This is a genomic window from Actinoplanes sp. KI2 (genome assembly GCF_025630775.1).
Lineage (GTDB): Bacteria > Actinomycetota > Actinomycetes > Mycobacteriales > Micromonosporaceae > Actinoplanes.
This window is the reverse complement of record NZ_JAOSZE010000040.1, coordinates 1-21,865: the sequence shown is the minus strand read 5'-3', so window position 1 is coordinate 21,865 and position 21,865 is coordinate 1. Positions and strand designations below refer to the sequence as shown.

7 protein-coding genes are annotated in these 21,865 nt (G+C 74.2%); 6 read left to right on the top strand and 1 reads right to left on the bottom strand.

Annotated elements, in window-relative coordinates:
• The first annotated feature begins 122 nt into the window (after positions 1 to 122).
• From txtE to ODJ79_RS34705, 5 genes are all read left to right on the top strand, one after another.
• A complete protein-coding gene (txtE, locus tag ODJ79_RS34725) occupies positions 123 to 1,343 on the top strand; it encodes a 4-nitrotryptophan synthase (RefSeq protein ID WP_263027887.1) in 1,221 nt (406 codons plus the stop codon).
• Positions 1,344 to 1,349: 6 nt separating this feature from the next.
• Entirely contained in the window at positions 1,350 to 2,588 is a 1,239-nt protein-coding gene (locus ODJ79_RS34720) for a nitric oxide synthase oxygenase (protein ID WP_263027886.1), read from the top strand.
• A 102-nt stretch (positions 2,589 to 2,690) separates the two neighbouring features.
• Positions 2,691 to 3,419 (top strand): class I SAM-dependent methyltransferase, encoded by a 729-nt coding sequence (locus ODJ79_RS34715; protein WP_263027885.1) that lies wholly within the window; start codon positions 2,691 to 2,693, stop codon positions 3,417 to 3,419.
• A 14-nt stretch (positions 3,420 to 3,433) separates the two neighbouring features.
• On the top strand, positions 3,434 to 4,195 hold the full coding sequence (locus ODJ79_RS34710; RefSeq protein ID WP_263027884.1) for a thioesterase II family protein: 762 nt from the start codon (positions 3,434 to 3,436) through the stop codon (positions 4,193 to 4,195).
• 33 nt (positions 4,196 to 4,228) lie between these two features.
• The gene (locus ODJ79_RS34705) at positions 4,229 to 5,710 is read left to right on the top strand and encodes an amidase family protein (protein ID WP_263027883.1); all 1,482 of its coding nucleotides are present in this window, start codon (positions 4,229 to 4,231) and stop codon (positions 5,708 to 5,710) included.
• Positions 5,711 to 5,728: 18 nt separating this feature from the next.
• Here ODJ79_RS34705 and ODJ79_RS34700 read toward each other — a convergent pair whose 3' ends face one another.
• A complete protein-coding gene (locus ODJ79_RS34700) occupies positions 5,729 to 6,670 on the bottom strand; it encodes an ornithine carbamoyltransferase (protein WP_263027882.1) in 942 nt (313 codons plus the stop codon).
• A gap of 216 nt (positions 6,671 to 6,886) precedes the next feature.
• Here ODJ79_RS34700 and ODJ79_RS34695 point away from each other — a divergent pair.
• On the top strand, positions 6,887 to 21,865 hold a 14,979-nt coding region (locus ODJ79_RS34695; RefSeq protein WP_263027881.1), incomplete at its 3' end, for a non-ribosomal peptide synthetase.

Sequence of the window (21,865 nt, the reverse complement as noted above, 5' to 3'; positions counted from 1 at the left end):
CCGGATAAATCGGCGATAAGGCGAGGATACCTAATCACCGTAGCGTTCCTCCCCACGGCGGCCTTTCCCGTCGCAGGAATACTGCCCACGACGATGGGCGGACCTAAGCCGGAGGAGCTGTTATGGGCGACGCGTCTCCCCTTTCCGATCCCGATATCGTTCCCAACCCCTATCCGGTCTACGCCGCATTGTCGGAACGGGATCCGGTGCATTGGTGTGAGGGCCTGGACGGCTGGGCCCTCACCCGGTACGCGGACTGCGCGAGTGCGCTCAAGGATCCGCGTTTCAAAGCGGAGCGCATGACCGAGGTGCTCAGCGCCAAGTTCGAGGGCCGGACGCTGGCGAAGGACAACATCTATCACCGGTTCACCAGCAACGTGATGATGTACACCGACGCGCCCCGGCACACCGCGCTGCGCCGCTCGACCCAGTCGGCGTTCACCCGGATCGCGCACGAGCACTACAGCACGGTGATCGAGGAGGTAGCGGCCGATCTGGTGGCGTCGATCCCGGCCGGGACCCAGTACCTGGACGCGGTCCCGGAGCTGGCCGCCAAGCTTCCGGTCGACGCCGCGGTGCGGGCCTTCGGCGTACCGCAGGAGGATCTGTCCTTCGTCACGCCGCGGGTCGACAACCTGATGACGTACTGGTCCGGCCCGCAGGATCAGCCGGTCGAGCTGGACGTGCTGCTGGACAACCTGACCGACCTGCACACCTACGCCCTGGAGCTGGTGCAGGGCAAGCGTGGCGCGGTGGTGGCGGACACGGTGATCGCGCGGCTCGCCGCGGCGCAGGGCGAGTCGCCCGACGTGTCCCTCGAGCAGACCATCCACCAGCTGGTGCTGCTGCTGATCGCGCTCTTCGCGCCGACCACCCCGGGCTCGACCAGCAGCGGCATGCTCGCGTTCGCCACGCACCCGGAGCAGGTCGACCGCTACCGGGCCGACCCCCGGTGCGCGGACAACGCACCCAACGAGATGGTGCGCTTCAACGCCTCGAACCAGTTCACCTGGCGGCTGGCTGCCGAGACCGTCGAGATCGAGGGCACGAAGATCGAGGCGGGGCAGAACGTCGCCCTCTTCCTGGGCGCGGCCAACCGCGATCCGCGGATGTTCGACCGGCCCGACGTCTTCGACCTGGATCGGCCCAACAGCAACAAGCACCTCACCTTCGGCGTAGGCCCGCACTCCTGCCTGGGCCGGCAGATCGCCACCCTCGAGCTCAAGTGGTTCTTCGCCAAGCTCTTCGAGCGGTACTCCCGGATCAGCCTGGCCGGCGAGCCGGTCTGGAACCCGAACCTGGAGTTCCGGTCGCTGCGGTCGCTGCCGTTGCGGCTCTCCTGATCGACCATGCCATCCGAGAAGTCCCCCCGGGACGCCTGTCCGCACGCGGCCGGGGGCGCCGAGCGATTCACCACGCCGCCCCCGTCCGTCGCGTTGACCGGGCCGGTCACCGACCTCGAAGCGGAGGCCGCCGAGTTCCTGAGCCGATGTCACGCCGAGAACCCCGGCGGCGGCCCGGCCCTGGCCGACCGGATCGCCGCGGTCCACGCCGAGATCGCGGCGACCGGCACGTACACCCAGACCTACGACGAGCTGTCCTTCGGCGCGCGGGTGGCCTGGCGCAACGCGTCCCGGTGCATCGGCCGTCTCTACTGGAACACCCTGCAGGTCCGCGACCTGCGGCAGGTGCGTTCGGCCGACGGGATCCACCGGGAGCTCTGCGAGCATCTGCGGCTGGCCACCAACGACGGGCGGATCCGCCCGATGATCTCCATCTTCGCGCCGGACGCCCCGGGCAGCCCGGGGCCCCGGGTGTGGAACGACCAGCTGGTCCGGTACGCCGGGCACCGCAGCCCGGACGGTGCGGTGATCGGCGATCCCGCCTACCTGGACTTCACCGACCTGGTCCGGCAGATGGGCTGGCAGCCCTCCGGCGGCCCGTACGACCTGCTGCCCCTGGTCATCGAGGCCTCCGGCAGGCGGCCGGAGCTGTTCGAGGTGCCTCGCGAGATCGTGCTTGAGGTGCCGCTCGCCCATCCCGAGCATCCCTGGTTCGCCGATCTGGGACTGCGCTGGTACGCGGTGCCGGCGATCTCGAACATGCGGTTGCGCATCGGCGGCCTCGACTACCCGCTGGCCCCGTTCAACGGCTGGTACATGGGCACCGAGATCGGCGCCCGCAACCTGGTCGACGAGGACCGCTACAACCTGCTTCCGGACGTGGCCCAGCAGTTGGGCCTGGACACCGGCAGCGAGAGCACGCTCTGGCGCGACCGGGCCCTCGTGGAGATCAATATCGCGGTGCTGCACTCGTTCCGGGCCGCCGGCGTGAAGATCACCGACCATCACACCGAGTCCCGCCGGTTCCTCCTGCACCTGGCGAAGGAGGAGGACCGCGGCCGGATCGTGCCCGCCGACTGGAGCTGGATCGTCCCACCGGTCTCGGGCGGGATCACACCGGTCTTCCACCGGTACTACGACGAGGCCGACCTGAGCCCGGGCTTCCACCTGGACGAGCAGGCGCGCCTGCTCGGCCGCGGCGCGTGCCCGGTGCCACCCGGCGTCACCGCCGCCGACCAGGCCTGACCGGGCACCGATAAATCGCCGATAAGGGATCGAAGGTCCACATCGGCAGGATCAGCCCCCGAACCGACCGACCCGAGCATCCTCAGCGAGACGGGAATTGCCGTGACCTCTGCGAAGCAGGACATCGAACCGGGCGCGTCTGCCATCGGAGTGGACGAGATCGTGGCCCTCTACCGCAAATACCGGGACGACCTCGCGGTGGTCCGGAACGAGCAGCGGGCCCTGCGCGCCGCGAACCCGGCGCTCAAGGCCCAGCTGGACGACCTCGAAGCCGAGATCACCTACCTGCTGATCCGGGAGACCAGGCCGGCCAACATGGTCGAGATCGGCTCGTTGCACGGCTGGTCGACGAACTGGATCCTGCGGGCGCTGCGCGACAACGGCATGGGGCACCTGCACACGTACGACCTGATCGACAACGCCCGGCACAACGTGGCGCCGGAGCTGGCGGACGAGCGCTGGACCTTCGTGCGGGGCGACGCGCGGAACGAGCTGGCGCTGTACGACCGCAAGATCGACTACCTGTTCATCGACGCCGCGCACACCGCGTCGTTCGCCCGCTGGTTCGTCGGCGATCTGTTCCCGCTGCTGCGGTCCGATGTGCCGGTCAGCGTCCATGACGTGTTCCACGGCCGGCGGCCGTGGCCGGTCAGCGAGGGCCGGGTCGTGCTCTCCTGGCTCGCCGACGCCGGCCTGGACCACTTCACCGTCTCCCGGGCGGCCGCGCCCCGACACCATCGGCGGATCACCGGGCTGAAGGACGAGCTCGGCCTGGCGGCGCCGGTCCACACCGGACGGCACAACCCGATGCTCTTTTTCCGCACTGCGTAAGTGAGGTCCAGAAGATGAGCCTGGCCACCGACTCGGCGGCGCTGTGGCTGCGCCGGTTCAGCAGCACGCCCGCCCCCCGGCTGCGGCTGATCTGCTTCGCCCACGCCGGCGGCGGCCCGAGCGCCTACCGCACCTGGCACGAGCGCCTGCCCACCTGGGCCGAGGTGGTCGCGGTGCGCTATCCGGGCCGGCAGGACCGGCTGCTGGAGCCGTGCATCGACCGGATGGAGCCGCTGGCCGACGCGGTCGCGCACGCCGTGCGGCCGCTGCTCGACCGGCCGGTGGTGCTGTTCGGGCACAGCATGGGCGCCTGGGTCGGCTACGAGGTGGCCCGGCGCCTGCGCGCACGGTGGGGGATGGAACCGGCCGCACTGGTGATGTCCGGGCAGGTGCCGCCGGGCCGCCGGTCGGTCCGGTCGGTGTCCGGCGACGAGGACCTGATCGCCGAGGTGCGCCGGCTGGGCGGGGCCGACGAGTCGATGTTCGACGAGCCGGAGCTGCTGGAGCTGGTCCTGCCGCCGATCCGGGCCGACTTCGCCCTGATCGACGCGTACCGCCCGGAGCCGGCCGAGCCGTTCTCCTGCCCGCTGCTGGTCTGCTCCGGCGCGCAGGACGCCGATGTGCCGCCGGAGGCCGCGGCGGCCTGGGCGGCGACGACCACCGGCCCGTTCCGCCGACGGGAGTTCCCGGGTGGACATTTCTACCTCACCGACGACGAGCCGGCCCTGCTCGGGGAGCTCGGCGAGTGGCTGGCATCGGTGACAACGCGGCGATAACGGGGTGAAAGCCTCGATCGATAGCGTCGAGGAGTGACAGACTCATTCGCCGACGCCACGATCGCCGGCCTTCAGGCAGACCTGAGCGCCGGCCGGGTCTCCGAGGCCGAGCTGGTCCGCCATCACCTCGACCGGATCGACCGGCTCGACCGCCGGGGTCCCGCACTCCACGCCGTCCTCGAGCTCAACCCGGACGCCGAGGCCGACGCCGGGCGGCTCGCCGCGGAGCGCCGCAGCGGCCGGGTCCGCGGGCCGCTGCACGGCATCCCGTTCCTGATCAAGGACAACCTGGACACCGCCGACCGGATGCACACCAGCAATGGCTCCACGGTGATGCTCGGTTCACGCCCGAGCCGGGACGCCACGACCGTGGCCCGGCTGCGCGCGGCCGGCGCGATCCTGCTCGGCAAGACCAACAAGACGTCGTGGACCAGCGGATCGGCCGGCTGGAGCCCGCGCGGCGGGCAGTGCCGCAACCCGTACGCCCCGGACCGCTCCCCGCACGGGTCCAGCTCCGGCTCGGCGGTCGGGGTGGCGGCCGGTCTGGCCACGGCGGCCCTCGGCACCGAGACGGTCGGCTCCATCCTCGGGCCGGCCGCCGCCAACGCCGTGGTCGGCGTCAAGCCCACCACCGGACTGACCAGCCGGGCCGGCATGATCCCGGGGATCCGCAGCTTCGACTCGATCGGCCCGCTGTGCCGGACCGTCGCCGACGCGGCCACCGTGCTGACGGTGCTGGCCGGGCCCGACCCGCGGGACGAGGCGACGGCGGCCGGCCGGGGACGCGACCACGGCGACTACCGGGACCACCTGGCCGCCGACGGTCTGCGCGGCGCCCGGATCGGCGTACCCCGGGCGGTGTTCTTCGGCTACAGCCCGGCCGCCGACAAGATCGCCGACGCGGCGATCGAGGCCATGCGCGCGGCCGGCGCGGTGATCGTCGACCACGCCGACATCGAGCACGCCGCCGAGCTGACCCGGCATCCCGCCATCGGGCTGGTCGTCGCGCACGAGACCCGGCACTATCTGGACCGCTACCTGGCCGAGACGCCCGGCGACCACCCGCGCAGCGTGGCCGAGCTGGTGGCGGCCAACCGAGCGCACGCCGACGTGGAGCTGGCCCGGTTCGGGCAGGACATGCTCGAGATGCTCGCCGGCTTCGACGCGGACCTCGACGCGCCGGTGTACCGCGGGGCGCTGTCCACCGTGCGGGCGCTCGCCCGGGACCGGGGCATCGACGCCACACTGCGCCGGCACGACCTGGACGCGCTGGTGATGCCGACCTGCCCGCCGCCCTGGCCGATCGACCCGGAGAACGGCGACCCCGCTCCGGAGGGCGCAGCCGTCGTGCCGGGCGTCGCCGGCTATCCGGCGATCAGCGTCCCGGCCGGGTTCAGCGACGGGCTTCCGGTCGGGATCACCTTCACGGCGGGCGCGTTCAGCGAACCCGCGCTGTTCCGGCTGGCGTACGCCTTCGAGCAGATCTGCCCGGCCCGGCGGCCACCGCTTCGGTGAGTCGGCGCCTCGGTCGGATCAGAGCCGGCCGAGGCACCACTCCAGCACCGCCGCGGCGCTGTGCATCTTGTTCTCCGCCTGGTCGAAGGCGATCGATCGGGGTCCGTCCAGGACCGCGGCGGTGACCTCCTCGCCCCGGTGCGCCGGCAGGTCGTGCAGGAAGACGGCCGTGGGGCAGGCGTCCATCAGCGACTGGTCCACCTGGAACGGCCGGAACAGGTCCCGCCAGGACGGGTCGTTCTTGGTCGTGCCGGTGGTCTGCCACCGGGTGGTGTAGACGACGTCGGCCGGCGGCAGGTCCAGCATGTCGTGCCGCTCGGTGACGATCGCGTCGGCGCCCGCCGCGTACTTCTCGGCCCGCTCGAGCACCTCCGGGGACAACCCGTAGCCCGCGGGCGTACGCAGGTCCAGCGTCGTGCCGGCGAACCGGGGCAGGGCGAGTGCCAGCGCGGCCGCCGTGTTGTTGCCCTCGCCCAGATACAGCACCCGCAGGCCGCTGAGATCGCCGAAGTGCAGCGCGAGGGTGGTCAGATCGGCGAGGGCCTGCGTCGGATGCTCCGCCGCGCTCATCGCGTTGACCACCGCCATCCGGTCCTGCGCCGCCAGCGCCTCGAACTCGGCGATCGGCCCCGCGGTCCGGGCGACCAGACCGTCGAGCATGCGGGCCAGCACGCGGCCGGTGTCGGCCATCGTCTCGCCGGTGTTGAGCTGAAGGTCGTCCGGTCCGTACGCGATGGTGCGCGCCCCCAGCCGCAGCGCGGCCGCGGTGAAGGCGGTCCGGGTGCGCGTCGACGTCTTCCGGAAGTACGTGCCGATCACCAGCCCGTCCAGCGAGCCGGCCGCGACCTCGCCCCGCGCATGCGCCGCCCCCCGCTCGACGATCAGCCGCAGCGCGGCGTCGTCGAGGTCGTTGAGGGAAATCACGTGGCGGCGCGGTGCCGCCGCAGCTGAATGGCCCATTGTGCTCTCCTGTCTCTGCCCGGCGGCGACCCTAGCGACGACGGATATTGGCGTGCTATCGAAGCTCGGCAAAAAGGCTCGCAATAACGACCCGAAAATTGCGCTCCATAGCGTGCCCCCTGGTGACGAACGTGGTTGCCGCGCACCTCGCGGAATCGGCGAACAACGACGCGGCAACGGCGAATCCCGATCAGCGAGCACCGAGGAGTCATTGCCGTGGATGTTCCGGCGCCGAGCAACGCCGCTTCGTTCTTGCCCGACGCCGACGCCCCGGCCGAGCGCGTGCCGGACGGCCCGGCCGGCCACCTGCCACGGCTGGTGGCGCGGCAGGCCCGCCGTACGCCCGACCGAACCGCCGTGATCTGCGGCGACGTGCGGTACAGCTATGCCGAGCTGGACCGCCGGGCCAACCGCCTCGCGCGCCGGCTGATGCGGCAGGGCGCCGGCCCGGAGAGCATCGTCGCGCTGGCCCTGCCCCGCGGCGCGGACGCGGTCGTGGCGATGCTGGCGGTGACCCGGACGGGCGCGGCGTACCTGCCGGTCGATCCCGGATATCCGGCCGGACGGATCGCCTACATGCTGGCCGACGGGCGGCCGTCGATGCTGGTCAGCACCGGCGCCGTGGCCGCCGGGCTGCCCGCGACGGCGGTGCCGCTGATCCGGCTCGACGAGGACGAGCCGACCGGCGGCGACGACACCGATCCGGAGGTGGCGATCGACCCGGCCGGCGCCGCGTACGTCATCTACACCTCCGGCTCGACCGGCCGCCCCAAGGGCGTCGTCGTGCCGCACGCCGGCATCGTCAACCACGCGGCCTGGCAGATCCGCGCCTGGGAGATCGGCCCGCGGGACGTGGTGCTGGCCCGGACCGCCTTCAGCTTCGACGCGGCGGGCTCGGAGATCTGGACCACCCTGCTCGCCGGCGCCACCGTCTGCCTGGCCACCGACGACCTGCTCCGGGAGCCGGCCGCGCTGATGGCCTACGCGGCCACGCACGGCGTCACGATCGCCCAGTTCGTGCCCTCGCTGCTCGCGGTCACCGTCCCGGTCCTGCGTGAGCTGCCCGGCTCGGCCCTGCGGCTGCTGCTCGTCGCCGGCGAGGTGCTGCCGCCGGCCCTGGCCGGCGAGGTGGTCAACGACCTCGGGCTGCGCCTGGCCCACCACTACGGGCCGACCGAGGCGTCGATCGACGTCACCGCCTGCGAGGTGCCGGCCGGGGCGATGGGCGCGACCGTGCCGATCGGCGTGCCGGTGGCGAACACCGAGATCCACCTCCTCGACGCGGGGCTGCGCCCGGTGCCGGCGGGCGTCGACGGCGAGCTGTACGTCGCCGGTCGCCAGCTGGCGCGGGGTTACCTGGGCCGGCCCGGCCTGACCGCCGAGCGGTTCGTGGCCTCCCCGTTCGTCGCCGGGGAACGGCTTTACCGCACCGGCGACCTGGCCCGCCGCCGGGCCGACGGACTCATCGAGTTCGTCGGCCGGGCCGACGACCAGGTCAAGATCCGTGGGTTCCGGATCGAGCCCGGCGAGATCGAGAGTGTCCTGGTCGAGGTGCCCGGCGTGCGGCGCGCGGCCGTCGTGGCCCGCACCGACCTCGGCGTCGGCCCGCGGCTGGTCGCCTATCTCTGGCTCGGCGCCGCCGCCGATACCGCAACCGCCGCCGCCACCACCGATGCCGCAGCCGCCGCGGATGCCGACGCCGGTGCGGCGGTCCGGGCGGCCGCCGTCGAGCGGGCGAGGGACCACGTGGCCGCCCGGCTGCCCGGGCACATGATGCCCTCGGCGTTCGTGGTCCTCGACCACCTGCCGCTGGCGCCGAACGGCAAACTCGACCGCCGGGCCCTGCCCGCCCCGGACACCGCCCCGGCCGGCGGCCGGGCGCCCCGCGGGCCCGAGGAGGAACTGCTCTGCGGCCTCTTCGCCGAGGTGCTCGGCCTCGACCGGGTGAGCATCGACGACGGCTTCTTCGCCCTCGGCGGCGACTCGCTGTCGGCCGCGCGGCTGGCCGGCCGGGCGCGCGCCGAGCTGGGCCGGGAGCTGAGCCTGCGGGCGCTGTTCGCCACCCCGACGGTGGCCGGGCTGGCGGCGGCGCTCCGCGACGCCGCCCCGGCCCGGCCGGCGCTGACCGCGGCGCCCCGCCCGGACACACTGCCGCTGTCGCCGGCCCAGCGCGGGCTCTGGATCATCGACCAGGTCGACGGGCCGAGCCCCGCCTACCACATTCCGCTCGCGCTGCGGCTGACCGGCGAGGTGGACGTCGCCGCGCTGACCGCCGCCGTGCACGACGTCACCGACCGGCACGAGTCGCTGCGCACGCTGTTCGTGCCCGCCGGCGACGAGGCCCGGCAGCAGCTCGCGCCGGCCGGCGTACCGCTGGCGGTGATCGACACGCCGGACCCGGCCGCGTCGGCCGCCGAGGCCGTGCGCCGGCCGTTCGACCTCGCGGCGGAATGCCCGCTGCGGGCCACCCTGTTCCGGGCGACCGGGCACGACCGGCACGTCCTGCTGCTGCTCATGCACCACATCGCCAGTGACGGCTGGTCGGAGCGGCCGATCGTCGAGGACCTGGCCCAGGCCTACCGCGCGCGCCGCCAGGGGGAGGCTCCGGGCTTCGCGCCGCTGCCGCTGACCTACGCCGACTACACCGTGTGGCAGCACCGGCTGCTGGGCGACGACACCGACCCGGCCGGGCTGCTGCGCCGGCAACTGGGCTACTGGCGGGCCACGCTCGACGGCCTGCCCACCGTCGTGGAACTGCCCGGCGACCGGCCCCGGCCGGCCATCGCCGACCACCGCGGCGCCGAGCTGCGCACCACCCTCGACGCCGACCTGCACGACCAACTGGTCCGGCTGGCCCGGTCGACCGGCACGACGCTGTTCATGGTGGTGCAGGCGGCGCTGGCCGTCCTGATGACCCGCCTCGGCGCGGGCACCGACATCGCCGTGGGCACGCCGGTCTCCGGTCGGTCCGACGAGCAGCTCGACCGGGTGGTCGGGTACTTCGTCAACACCCTCGTGCTGCGGACCGACACCTCCGGCGACCCGGCGTTCCGGGAGCTGCTGGACCGGGTCCGCGACGGCGCGCTCGCCGGGTACGCCCACCAGGACGTCCCGTTCGAACGGCTGGTCACCGAGCTCAACCCGCAGCGGTCCCTCGCGCACCACCCGCTGTTCCAGGTCATGCTGACCCTGGAGAACCTCGGCGCGGCCCGGGTGGACCTGCCCGGGCTGGCGGTGACCGTCGACGAGATCCCCACCGGGGTCGCCAAGTTCGACCTGGACCTGCGGCTGCAGGAGCGGTTCGCGGCCGACGGCCGCCCGGCCGGGATCGGCGTGGTCGTCGAGTACGCGACGCAGCTGTTCGACCGGTCCACCGTGGACGGTTTCGTGACCCGGCTGGCCCGGCTGCTGCGCGCCGCCGCCGCCGACCCCGGGCAGGCCATCGGCGCGTTGCCGCTGATCGACGACCGGGAGCGGGCCGAGCTGCTGAGCCGGCCGGCCGTGCCGGTCGACGGGCACGGCAACCCGGTCCCGGCGAACGTCATCGGCGACCTGGACGGTCAGCTCGCCCGGTGGACCGTGGACGGGCGGCTCGAGCGGCTCGGCTCGCCCGCGGAGCAGCTCGTCGTCGACGGCGTGCGGGTGGCCCTCGAGCGCCTGCTCCCGGCGCTGACCGGGCACCCGGCGGTCGCCGAGGCGGTGGCGGCGGTGCAGCCGGTGGACGGGCGCGAGCGGCTGGTTGCCTACCTGACGCTCACGCCGGGCGCCTCGGTGCGCGCCGTCGACCTGCGCGAGAGCCTCGCGCGTACGCTGCCCGAGCACCTCGTCCCGGCCCGCTTCGTGACCGTCGACCGGATGCCGCGCACCGCCGCCGGCGCCGTGGACGTCGACGAGCTGCGCCGCTTCGCCGAGGCCGAGGGCGCCCCGTCGCCCGCCTCCGGCACCGGGACCGAGAAGCTGCTCGCCGAGCTGGTCGCCGAGGTGCTCGGCCTCCCGTCCGTCGACGTTCACGACGGCTTCTTCGACCTGGGCGGCGACAGCATCCTGTCGATCCGGCTGGTCGGCCGGGCCCGGCAGGCCGGGCTGATCCTCACGCCGCGCGACGTGTTCCAGTACAAGAGCGTGGCGAGGCTGGCCACGGTGGCCCGGCCGGCCGCGGCCACCACCCCGGACGCCGCGGACCTCGGCGCCGGGCCGGTCGTGCCCACGCCCGTCATGGCGGACCTGCGGCTGGCCGGCGGCCCGGTCGACGGCTACCACCAGTCGATGCTCTGGATCGTCCCGGCCAACCCCGGCGAGCCGGCGCTGCGCGCCGCCCTGGCCGCCGTGACCGACCGGCACGACGCGCTTCGCCTGCGGGTGGAGCCGGCCGGCGACGACTGGCGCCTGCACGTGGCCGAGCCCGGCAGCCTCGACCCGGGCCGCCTGATCCGCCGGGTCGACCTCGGCGACACCCCCGCGGGGCAGCTCGCCGATGTGATCGCCGAGCACACCCGCGCGGCCCAGGCGGACCTCGCGCCCCGCGACGGCGTCATGCTGCAAGCGGTGTGGTTCGACGCCGGCGACCGGCCCGGCCGCCTGCTGCTGCTCGTGCACCACCTTGCCGTCGACGGGGTGTCCTGGGAGATCCTCCGCGACGACCTGCGCGCCGCCTGGGAAGCCGCCGCCGGCCGCCGGCCGGTCCGGCTGCCGGTTTCCGGCGCCTCGTTCCGCGGCTGGAGCGCCCGGCTGCCGGGCGCCGCCGCGGCCCGCGCCGCCGAGCTTCCGATCTGGACCTCGGTGCTGCGGACCGCGGACCCGCTGCTCGGATCGCGGCCGCTCGGCGCGGCGGACGTGCGCGCCACGGCCCGCTCGCTCACCGTCACCCTGCCCGGCGACCGTACGCTGCCGCTGCTCACCGCCGTGCCGGCCGCGGTCCGCGGCACCGTGCAGGACGTGCTGCTGACCGCCCTCGCGGTGGCCGCCGGCGATTGGCGCCGGCGACGCGGCGTCGACTCCGAGGCACTGCTGGTGCACGTCGAGGGGCACGGCCGGGAGAACCTCGCCGAGGGCATCGACGTGTCCCGCACGGTCGGCTGGTTCACCAGCGCCTACCCGGTGCGGCTGGACGCCGCGGCGGCCGGCGCCGACGAGGTGGACGCCGGCCCGCGGGCCGCGGCCCGCCTGCTGAAGCTCACCAAGGAGAACCTGCGCCGGTTGCCCGACAACGGCATCGGCTTCGGGCTGTTGCGCCATCTCAACCCGGACACCCGGGCCGAGCTGTCCGGGTACGTCCGGCCCCAGATCGGCTTCAACTACCTCGGCCGTTACCCGGCTCCGGCCATCGAGCCCTGGGCGCCGGCGCCGGAAGCGGGCGCGCTTGGCGCGGGCTTCGACGCCGGCATGCCCCTCGACCTGACCCTCGAGATCGACGCGGTGGCCGTCGAGCACCCCGGCGGCGCCCGGCTCGAGGCCACCTGGACCTGGGCCGGCGAGCTGCTGGCCGAGGACGATGTGCGGGAGCTAGCCGAGGGCTGGCTGGACGTCCTGCGGGCGCTGGCCGCCGCCGCGGACGCCGCCGGGCGTACCCCGTCCGACCTGCCGCTGGTCGACCTGTCCCAGCAGGACATCGAGACGCTCGAGGCGCAGCTGCCCGGTCTCGCCGACGTCCTGCCGCTGGCGCCGCTGCAGGAAGGCCTGCTGTTCCACGCCCTCTACGACGAGCCGGGCGCCGACGTCTACGCGGTGCAGGAGGTCTACTCGCTCACCGGACCGGTCGACGCGGCCGCACTGCGGGCCGCCGTCGCGACCCTGCTGCGCCGGCACCCGGCCCTGCGCGCCGGATTCTGGCAGCACGGCCTGGCCGCGCCGGTCCAGGTGGTGCTCGACGACGTCGAGACGCCCTTCGACGAGATCGATCTGACCGGGGTCGCCGACGCCGAACGCCCGGCCCGGCTGGCCGCCGTCCTCGACCAGGCGCGCACCTACCGGTTCGACCTCAGCCGGCCGCCGCTGCTGCGGTTCCAGCTGGTCCGGCTCGGCCCGCGGGAGCACCGCCTGGTCGTCGTGAACCACCACATCCTGTTCGACGGCTGGTCGATGCAGCTGATGCTGGACGAGCTCGCCGAGCTGTACCGGGGCGGCGAGCCGCCGGCGGCACCCCAGTTCCGCGACCATCTCGCCTGGCTGACCCGCCAGGACCGGGACACCGGAGAGGCGGCCTGGCGCCGGGCGCTGGACGGGCTGACCGCGCCGACCCACCTGGCCCGGCGCTCGCAGTCGGCGCCGCAGCGGCCGCTGCAGGTCTACTGTGACCTGGGCCCGGGGCCCACCGCCCGGCTGACGGAGCGGCTGCGCCGGCACGGCATCACTTTGAACACCGTCGTCGAGGGCCTGTGGAGCCTGCTGCTCAACGACGCCACCGGAAGCGACGACGTGGTGTTCGGCGCGACGTTCTCCGGCCGGTCGACCGGCCTGCCGGGCGCCGAGTCGGCGATCGGCATGTTCATCAACACCCTGCCGGTACGGGTCCGCCTCGACCCGGCGGAGTCCCTGCTGGACCTGCTCACCCGGATCCAGGACGAGCAGGCCGCGCTGATCGCCGTCCAGCACGTCGGCCTCAACACCGTGCAGCGGCTGGCCGGCCTCGGCGAGCTGTTCGACACCCTGACCGTGGTCGAGAACTACCCGCACGAGGACGGCTGGACCCTCGCGCCCGGCCTGACCGCCGAGGTGCTGGAGGACCACGACGCCACGCACTACCCGCTCACCCTCACGGTGCTGCCCGGCGAGTCGTTGCGCCTGCGCCTGGAGTACCGGCCCGACCTGTTCGACGCGGCCCGCATCGACCGGTTCGCGCAGCGGCTGCGGGAGCTGGTCGACGTGTTCCTCACCGAGCCCGGCCGAGCCGTCGGCGAGCTGACCGCCGCCGCGCGGCCCCGGCCCGAGGCGGCGCCGGCCGCGGCCCCGGCCCCGGAGCCGACGGTCCAGGAGCTGGAGCTTTCCTGGCGCGCGCCGCGCACCCCGGAGCAGGAGATCCTCAGTGGCATCTTCGCCGAGGTCCTCGGCGTGCCGACGATCGGCATCGACGACAGCTTCTTCGCGCTCGGCGGCCACTCGCTGACCGCCATCCGGCTGCTCAGCCGCGTACGGTCGATGTTCGGGGTGGAACTGAGCATCCGGCACCTGTTCGAGGCGCCGACCGTCGCCGACCTGGCCGAGCGGATGACCGGCGCCGACGCGTCCCGCCTCCCGCTGACCCCGATGCCCCGGCCGGACCGGATCCCGCTGTCCCCGGCGCAGTGGCGGCTCTGGTTCCTGCACCGGCTGGAGGGCCGCAGCGCCACCTACACCGTGCCGCTGCTGCTGCGGATGACCGGCACGCTGGACCGGGCGGCGCTGGCCGGCGCCCTCGGCGACATCGTGGCGCGCCACGAGACCCTGCGCACCGTCTATCCGGACGTCGACGGCTCGCCGCACCAGCTGGTGATCGACGCCGAGCTGGCCCGGCCGGACCTGCGGGTGATCGAGACCGGCCACGACCGGCTGGCGGCGGAGCTCGCCGAACAGACCCGGTACGGCTTCGACCTGGCCACCGAGCTGCCGCTGCGCGCCACCCTGTACGCCCTGTCCGACACCGAGCACGTGCTGCTGCTGGTCATGCACCACATCGCGAGCGACGGCTGGTCGGACGCGCCGTTCGCCCGGGACCTCTCCGCCGCGTACGCCGCCCGGCTGACCGGCGCCCGGCCGGCCTGGCCCGACCTGCCGGTCCAGTACGCCGACTACACCATCTGGCAGCAGCGGCTGCTGGGCTCCGAGGACGACCCGGACAGCCTGCTCGCCCGGCAGCTGGCGTTCTGGACCAGCACCCTGGCCGGCCTGCCCGAGCAGCTCGAGCTGCCGGCCGACCGGCCGCGCCCCGCGGTCGCCAGCTTCCGCGGCGACGAGGTGCGGTTCGAGTTGGACGCCGCGCTGCACCGTGACCTGCTCGAGCTCGCCCGGCACACCGGCACCACGCTGTTCATGGTGTTCCAGGCGGCGGTGGCGGCCCTGCTCACCCGGCTCGGCGCGGGCACCGACATCCCGCTGGGCGGAGTGATCGCCGGCCGCACCGACGAAGCGCTGGACGAGCTGATCGGCTTCTTCGTCAACACCCTGGTGCTGCGCACCGACACGTCGGGCAACCCGAGCTTCCGGGAGCTGTTGGCCCGGGTGCGGGAGACCGACCTGGCCGCGTACGCGCATCAGGAGGTGCCGTTCGAGCGGCTGGTCGAGGTGCTCAACCCGGCCCGGTCGCTGGCGCACCACCCACTGTTTCAGGTCATGATCCTGTTCCAGAACAACGCGGAGGCCGAACTGGACCTGCCCGGCCTGCGGGCCGGTCTGGAGGACGCCGGCTCCGGTGTGGCGAAGTTCGACTTCGACTTCGACATGCAGGAGTGCTACGGGCCGGCCGGCGAGCCCGCCGGGCTGCGCGGCCTGGTCGAGTACGCCACCGACCTGTTCGACCGGGCGACCGTCGAGTCGATCGTCGAGCGCCTGGGCCGGCTGCTGCGCGCGGTCTCCGCCGACGCGGACCGCCCGCTGTGGCAGATCGACCTGCTCGGCGCGGCCGAGCGGCGTGCGCTGACCGCGGCCTGGGCGCCGCCGCCGGTTTCCCGGCCGGACACCACCGTGCCGGGACTGTTCGAGGCCGCGGTCGCCGCGCACCCGGACGCCACCGCGCTGGTCGACGGCGACCTGCGGCTGACCTACCGCGAGCTGAACGCGCGGGCCAACCGGCTGGCGCATCGGCTGATCGACGCCGGGGTGGGCCCGGAGTCGCTGGTCGCGCTGGCTCTGCCGCGCGGCGCCGACCTGGTGGTCGCTGTCCTCGGCGTGCTCAAGGCCGGCGGGGCGTACGTGCCGCTGGACCCGGCGTACCCGGCGGAGCGCCTGGCGTACGTCATCGCCGATGCCCGCCCCACGGTCGTGGTGACCGGCCCGCAGGCCGCGGACATCGTCCTGCCGGACTCCGTGCCGCAGCTCGGCGTGACCTCGTCGGAGACCGCCGACGCGAGCGACCCGGCCCGCGCCGGCCTGCTTCCGCAGCACGCCGCGTATGTGATCTACACGTCCGGTTCGACGGGCCGGCCCAAGGGCGTCGTCGTCACCCACGCCAACGTCGGCCGGCTGTTCGAGCAGACCGCCGACTGGTTCCACTTCGGACACGCCGACGTGTGGACGCTGTTCCACTCGTACGCCTTCGACTTCTCGGTCTGGGAGCTGTGGGGTCCGCTGCTGCACGGCGGGACGCTGGTGGTCGTGCCGCAGGCGGTGAGCCGGTCGCCGGAGGAGTTCCGGCAGCTGCTGCGGCGCGAGCGGGTGACCGTGCTGAACCAGACCCCGTCCGCCTTCTACCAGCTCATGCAGGCCGACCAGGACCGGCCGGCCGGCGACCTGGCGCTGCGCTACGTCATCTTCGGCGGCGAGGCGCTCGACCTGGGCCGGCTGGCGTCCTGGTACGAGCGCCACGCCGACGACGCCCCGGTGCTGGTCAACATGTACGGCATCACCGAGACCACGGTGCATGTCACGTACCTGCCGCTGGATGCCGCCCGGGCAGCGTCCAGCCTCACCAGCCTGATCGGCGAGCCCATCCCGGACCTGCGGGTCTACCTGCTCGACGAGGGCCTGCAGCCGGTGCCCGCCGGGGTGACCGGCGAGATGTACGTGGCCGGCAGCGGCCTGGCCCGCGGCTATCTGGGCCGGCCGGGGCTGAGCGCCGAGCGGTTCGTCGCCGACCCGTACGGCGCGCCCGGCAGCCGGATGTACCGCACCGGCGACCTGGCCCGCCGGTCCGCGGACGGCGCGCTGTCCTACTTCGGACGCGCCGACCACCAGGTGAAGATCCGCGGCTTCCGGATCGAGCTGGGCGAGATCGAGACGGCGCTGGCCGCGGTGCCCGGCGTGGCCCAGGCCGCCGTACTGGTGCGGGAGGAACGCGCCGGCGACGCCCGGCTCGTCGCCTACCTGGTGCCCGGCGCCGGCGCCGACTCCGGGGCGCTGGTGCAGACCGCCCGCGAGCGGCTGACCGCGACCCTGCCCGGATACCTGGTGCCGGCCGCGTTCGTAGCGCTCCCGGCCCTGCCGCTGACCCCGAACGGGAAGCTCGACCGCAGGGCGCTGCCGGCGCCGGAGGTCACCGTGGCGGCCCGCGGCCGCGCGCCGCGCAACGTCCGCGAGGAACTGCTCGGCACGCTGTTCGCCGACGTCCTGGGCACCTCGCGGATCGGCATCGACGACAACTTCTTCGACCTGGGCGGCCACTCGCTGCTGGCCACCAAACTGATCAGCCGGATCCGGTCCGCGCTGGGCGCCGAGGTGCCGGTGCGGATGCTGTTCGAGTCGCCCACCGTCGCCGAGCTCGCCGCCCGGCTCGACCAGGCCGCCGGCGCCCGCCCGCCGATCACCCCGGCGCCCCGCGACGGCCGGCGCATCCCGCTCTCCTTCGGCCAGCGCGGGCTGTGGTTCCTCAACCGGCTCGAAGGCCCCAGCTCCACCTACAACGTGCCGCTGGTGATGCGGCTCTCCGGCCCGCTCGACGTGCCGGCGCTGCGGCTGGCCGTGCACGACGTGGTGGCCCGGCACGAGAGCCTGCGCACCCTGTTCCGCGAGGTCGACGGCGAGCCGTACCAGCACATCGTGCCGGTGCCGAGCGCCGACGTGCCGATCCAGCTGGTGGACGTGCGCCCGGAGGACCTGGAGCGGGGCCTGGCCGAGGCGTCCGCCCACCCCTTCGACATCGCCACGGAGCTGCCGATCCGGGTGACCCTGTTCCGGCTGGCACCCGACGAGTACGCGCTGCTGCCGCTGATGCACCACATCGCCAGCGACGGCTGGTCCGAGACGCTGCTGGGCGACGACCTGTCGGCGGCGTACGCGGCCCGGGTCGCCGGCGTCGAGCCCGGGTGGGCGCCGCTGCCGGTGCAGTACGCCGACTACACCCTCTGGCAGCGCGAGCTGCTGGGCAGCGAGGACGACCCGGCCAGCGCGATCTCGCAGCAGCTGACCTTCTGGCGGCGGCAGCTGCGTGGCCTCCCCGAGCTCGCCGAGCTGCCCACCGACCGTCCCCGGCCGCCGGTGGCCGGGTACGGCGGCGACGAGGCGCCGCTGCGCCTGGACGCCGGCCTGCACGCCGGGCTGCTGGGCCTGGTGCGGGAGACCAGGAGCACGCTCTTCATGGCGATCCAGGCCGGGCTCGCGGCCCTGATGACCCGCCTGGGCGCCGGCACCGACATCCCGATCGGCACCCCGGTCGCCGGGCGCACCGACGAGGTGCTCGAGGGGCTGTTCGGCTACTTCGTGAACACGCTGGTGATGCGCACCGACACGGCGGCCGAGCCGACCTTCCGGGAGCTGCTGGACCGGGTACGGGAGACCGACCTGGCCGCGTTCGCCCACCAGGAGGTGCCGTTCGAGCGGCTGGTCGAGGTGGTCGCGCCGGCCCGCTCGCTCGCCCGCCACCCGCTGTACCAGGTGATGCTCACCTTCGAGAACTTCGACGAGGTCGAGCTGACCATGCCGGGGCTCCGGACCCGGCTGCAGGACGTGATCGGCTCCGCCGCCAAGTTCGACATGGACGTCCGGCTCCAGGAACGCTACGGCGCCGACGGCGAGCCGGCCGGCATCGTCGGTGAGATCGAGTACGCCACCGACCTGTTCGACCGCGCCACCGTGGACCGCTTCGGCGCACGGCTGACCCGGTTGCTTGCGGCCGCGGTGGCCCGGCCGGACGCCTCGATCTGGGAGCTCGACCTGCTCGCCCCGGAGGAGCGGGACCTGGTGTGCGCCGATCCCGCCGTCCTGGTCGCCGACGAGCACGGCAACCCGGTGCCGCCGGGCGTGACCGGCCGGCTCGTCCGGGACGGGCGGGCCACCGGGGAACTGGCCCGGTGGGCCGCCGACGGCGTCCTGCGGGTGCGGGGCCGGGCCGAGGACGTACGGCTGCGGCGGGGTTTCCGGATCGACCCGGCGGACATCGAGGAGCGGCTGCGGTCCGGCGACGTCGGGGACGTCGCGGTGATCGCCGGGGACGAGCGGATCGTCGCGTACGTCGTGCCCACCGGCCCCGCGGACCCGGCGGCGATCCGGCGGCTCGCCGAGACCGTCGTGCCGGACTACCTGATGCCCGACACCTTCGTCGTCGTCGACGAGCTGCCGGCCGACCGGACCCTGCTGACCGCCGACGCGGGCGAGGCCGCCGGGCCGCGCGCCCCGCGCACGCCGCGGGAGCAGATCCTGGCCGGTCTGTTCGCCGAGATCCTCGGCGTGGAGCGGGTCGGTCTGGACGACAGCTTCTTCGCCCTCGGCGGGCACTCGCTGGCCGCGGTCCGGCTGCTCAGCCGGATCCGCACCACCCAGCACGCCGAGCTGCCGGTACGCGCGCTGTTCAGCGACCCGACCGTGGCCGGTCTGGCCGCCCGGCTGGACCCGGCCGCCGAGACCCGGCCGGCGCTGCGGGCGGCGGCCCGCCCGGAGCGGATTCCGCTCTCGGCCGCGCAGCAGCGGCTGTGGTTCCTGGCCCGGCTGGAGGACGACAGCACCGCGTACAACGTGCCGCTCATCCTGCGCCTGACCGGCGAGCTGGACGCCGCCGCGCTGGCGGCCGCGGTCGGTGACGTGGTCGCCCGGCACGAGAGCCTGCGCACCGTGTTCCCCGACGGCCCGGACGGGCCGTACCAGCAGATCCTCGCCCCGGAGCAGGGCCGCCCCGCCGTCACCCGGGTGGAGATCGACGAGGCGTCCCTGCCGGCCGCGCTGGACGCCGCCGCCCGGCACACCTTCGACCTGCTCACCGAGACGTCGCTGCGCGCCACCCTGTTCGCGGTCGACCCCGAGCACCACGTGCTCCTGCTGCTGATGCACCACATCGTCAGCGATGGCTGGTCCGGCGTGCCGTTCGCCAACGACCTGTCGACGGCTTACGCGGCCCGGCGGTCGGGTACTGCGCCGCGGTGGGAACCGCTGCCGGTGCAGTACGCCGACTACGCACTGTGGGAACGGGACCTGCTCGGCGGCGAGGACGACCCGGACAGCGCGATCGCCGGGCAGCTGCGGTTCTGGCGCGACGCCCTCGACGGCATGCCGCCGCTGCTGGAGCTGCCCACCGACCACCCGCGTCCCGCGGTGGCCGGACACCGCGGCGCCGAGGTGCGCTTCGAGATCGCGCCGGGGCTGCACGACCGGATGGCCGCGCTCGCCCGGCAGACCAACACGACCCCGTTCATGGTGCTGCAGGCGGCCCTCGCCGCGATGCTCACCAGGCTGGGCGCCGGCACCGACATCCCGATCGGCACGCCGTCGGCCGGGCGCACCGACGAGGCGCTCGACGACCTGGTCGGCTTCTTCGTCAACACGCTGGTGCTGCGCACCGACACGTCGGGCGACCCGGCCTTCCGGACGCTGCTCGACCGGGTCCGGGAGACCGACCTCGCCGCGTTCGCCCACCAGGACGTGCCGTTCGACCGGGTGGTCGAGCTGGTACGCCCGGTGCGCTCGCTGGCGTACAGCCCGCTGTTCCAGGTGATGATGGTCTTCGAGACCGCGGACGAGAGCACCTTCAGCATGCCCGGCCTCACCGCGTCGTTCGGCGACGTCGAGATGGGCGCGGCCCGCTTCGACCTGACCCTGCACATCCAGCAGGAGCGGGCCGGTGGGTACACGGTCGACCTGGAATACGCCGAGGACCTGTTCGAGCGGGCCACCGCCGAGCGGATGGCCGGCTGGTTCGTGGAGCTGATCGAGGCGGCGTGCGCGGCGCCGGACACCGCCATCGGCCGGATCCCGCTCAGCGGCACCGAGACGGTCACCGGCGACGCGGTGTGCCAGCGGCGCGTGCTCACCATGATGGCCGCCTCCCAGGGCGATCTGCCGTACGGCCGGCTCGCCTCGGACACCGCACCGGTGCTGGCCATGATCCGGACGAAGGCGCATCGCACCCCCGACGCCGTCGCGCTGGTCGCCGGCGGCGCCGAACTGACCTATCGGGACCTGCTCGACCGGCTGGACAGCGGCGCGGCTGTCGATGGACTCCCGGAGGCCGTGGGCGACCTGCTGGCCGCGGTCGCCGCCGGCGCGCCGGTGCGGCTGCGTACCCGAGGGTCCGGCCGCGTCGTCACCGTCCCGCAGACCGTGGTCGCCGCGGCCCTGTCCGCCCGGCAGGCCTGGCTCCCGCTGGAACCCGGGGACCGGGTGCGCCCGGCCGCGGCGCCCGGCACCGTCACCGGCCTGTGGGAGGTGCTGTCGCCGCTGATCGCCGGCGCCGCCGTGGTCGTCGGGGACGATCCGGCCGGCGCGACGATCCGGCACGTCACCGCGACCGAGCTGACGGAGCTGACCCGCGCCGGCGCCGTGCCGGCCGGACTGCGCCGAGTCTTCTGCTCGGGCGAGACGCTGCCGGCCGCCCAGCAGCGGGCCTGGTTCGAGCTCACCGACGTGCCGCTGTGGTTGGACTACACCATCGCCGAGGTGCCCGGCGCCCACCTCGTGCGGGAGGCCGATCCGGACGCCTGGGACGGCACCACGCTCGGCATGCCGCTCACCGGCACCACGCTGCGGGTGCTCGACGCCGCGCTGAGCCCGGTCCCGCCCGGTGTCGTCGGCGAGCTCTACCTTGCCGGCACCGGCGTCGCCGACGGATACCCGGAGGCCGCCGGCACCGCCGCCACGTTCGTCGCCGACCCGTACGGGCCGGCCGGCGCGCGCATGGTGCGCACCGGCGACCTGGTCCGGCGTACCCCGGACGGGGAACTGGAATTTGTCGGCGCGGAGCAGCCGATGCGCGGCTTCCGGGTGCGCCCGGCCCCGATCGAGGCGCTGCTGGCCGACCACCCCGAGGTGGCCCAGGCGGTCGTCCTGGTCCGCGACGACGAGCTGCTCGGGTACGTGCTGCCCGCCGCCGGCGCCGAACCCAAGCCGTCCGCGCTGCGCGACTACCTGCGCGCCGTGCTGCCGGAGCACCTGGTCCCGGCCGTGCTCACGGTGGTCGGATCGCTGCCGCTGACCGCCGCCGGACGGGTCGACCCGGCCGCGCTGCCGTCCCCGGCCCGCGACACCGGCCTCGACGAGGCGGCGCCGCTCACCGCCGAGCAGCGCGTGCTGCTCGACCTGTACCGCGAGGTCCTCGACCTGGACGAGGTCGGACTCGAGGACGGCTTCTTCGAGCTGGGTGGG

Coding starts and splice junctions, on each gene's coding strand:
- ODJ79_RS34710 (WP_263027884.1), top strand. CDS start 3,434: ATGAGCCTGGCCACCGACTCGGCGGCGCTGTGGCTGCGCCGGTTCAGC.
- txtE (WP_263027887.1), top strand. CDS start 123: ATGGGCGACGCGTCTCCCCTTTCCGATCCCGATATCGTTCCCAACCCC.
- ODJ79_RS34720 (WP_263027886.1), top strand. CDS start 1,350: ATGCCATCCGAGAAGTCCCCCCGGGACGCCTGTCCGCACGCGGCCGGG.
- ODJ79_RS34700 (WP_263027882.1), bottom strand. CDS start 6,670: ATGGGCCATTCAGCTGCGGCGGCACCGCGCCGCCACGTGATTTCCCTC.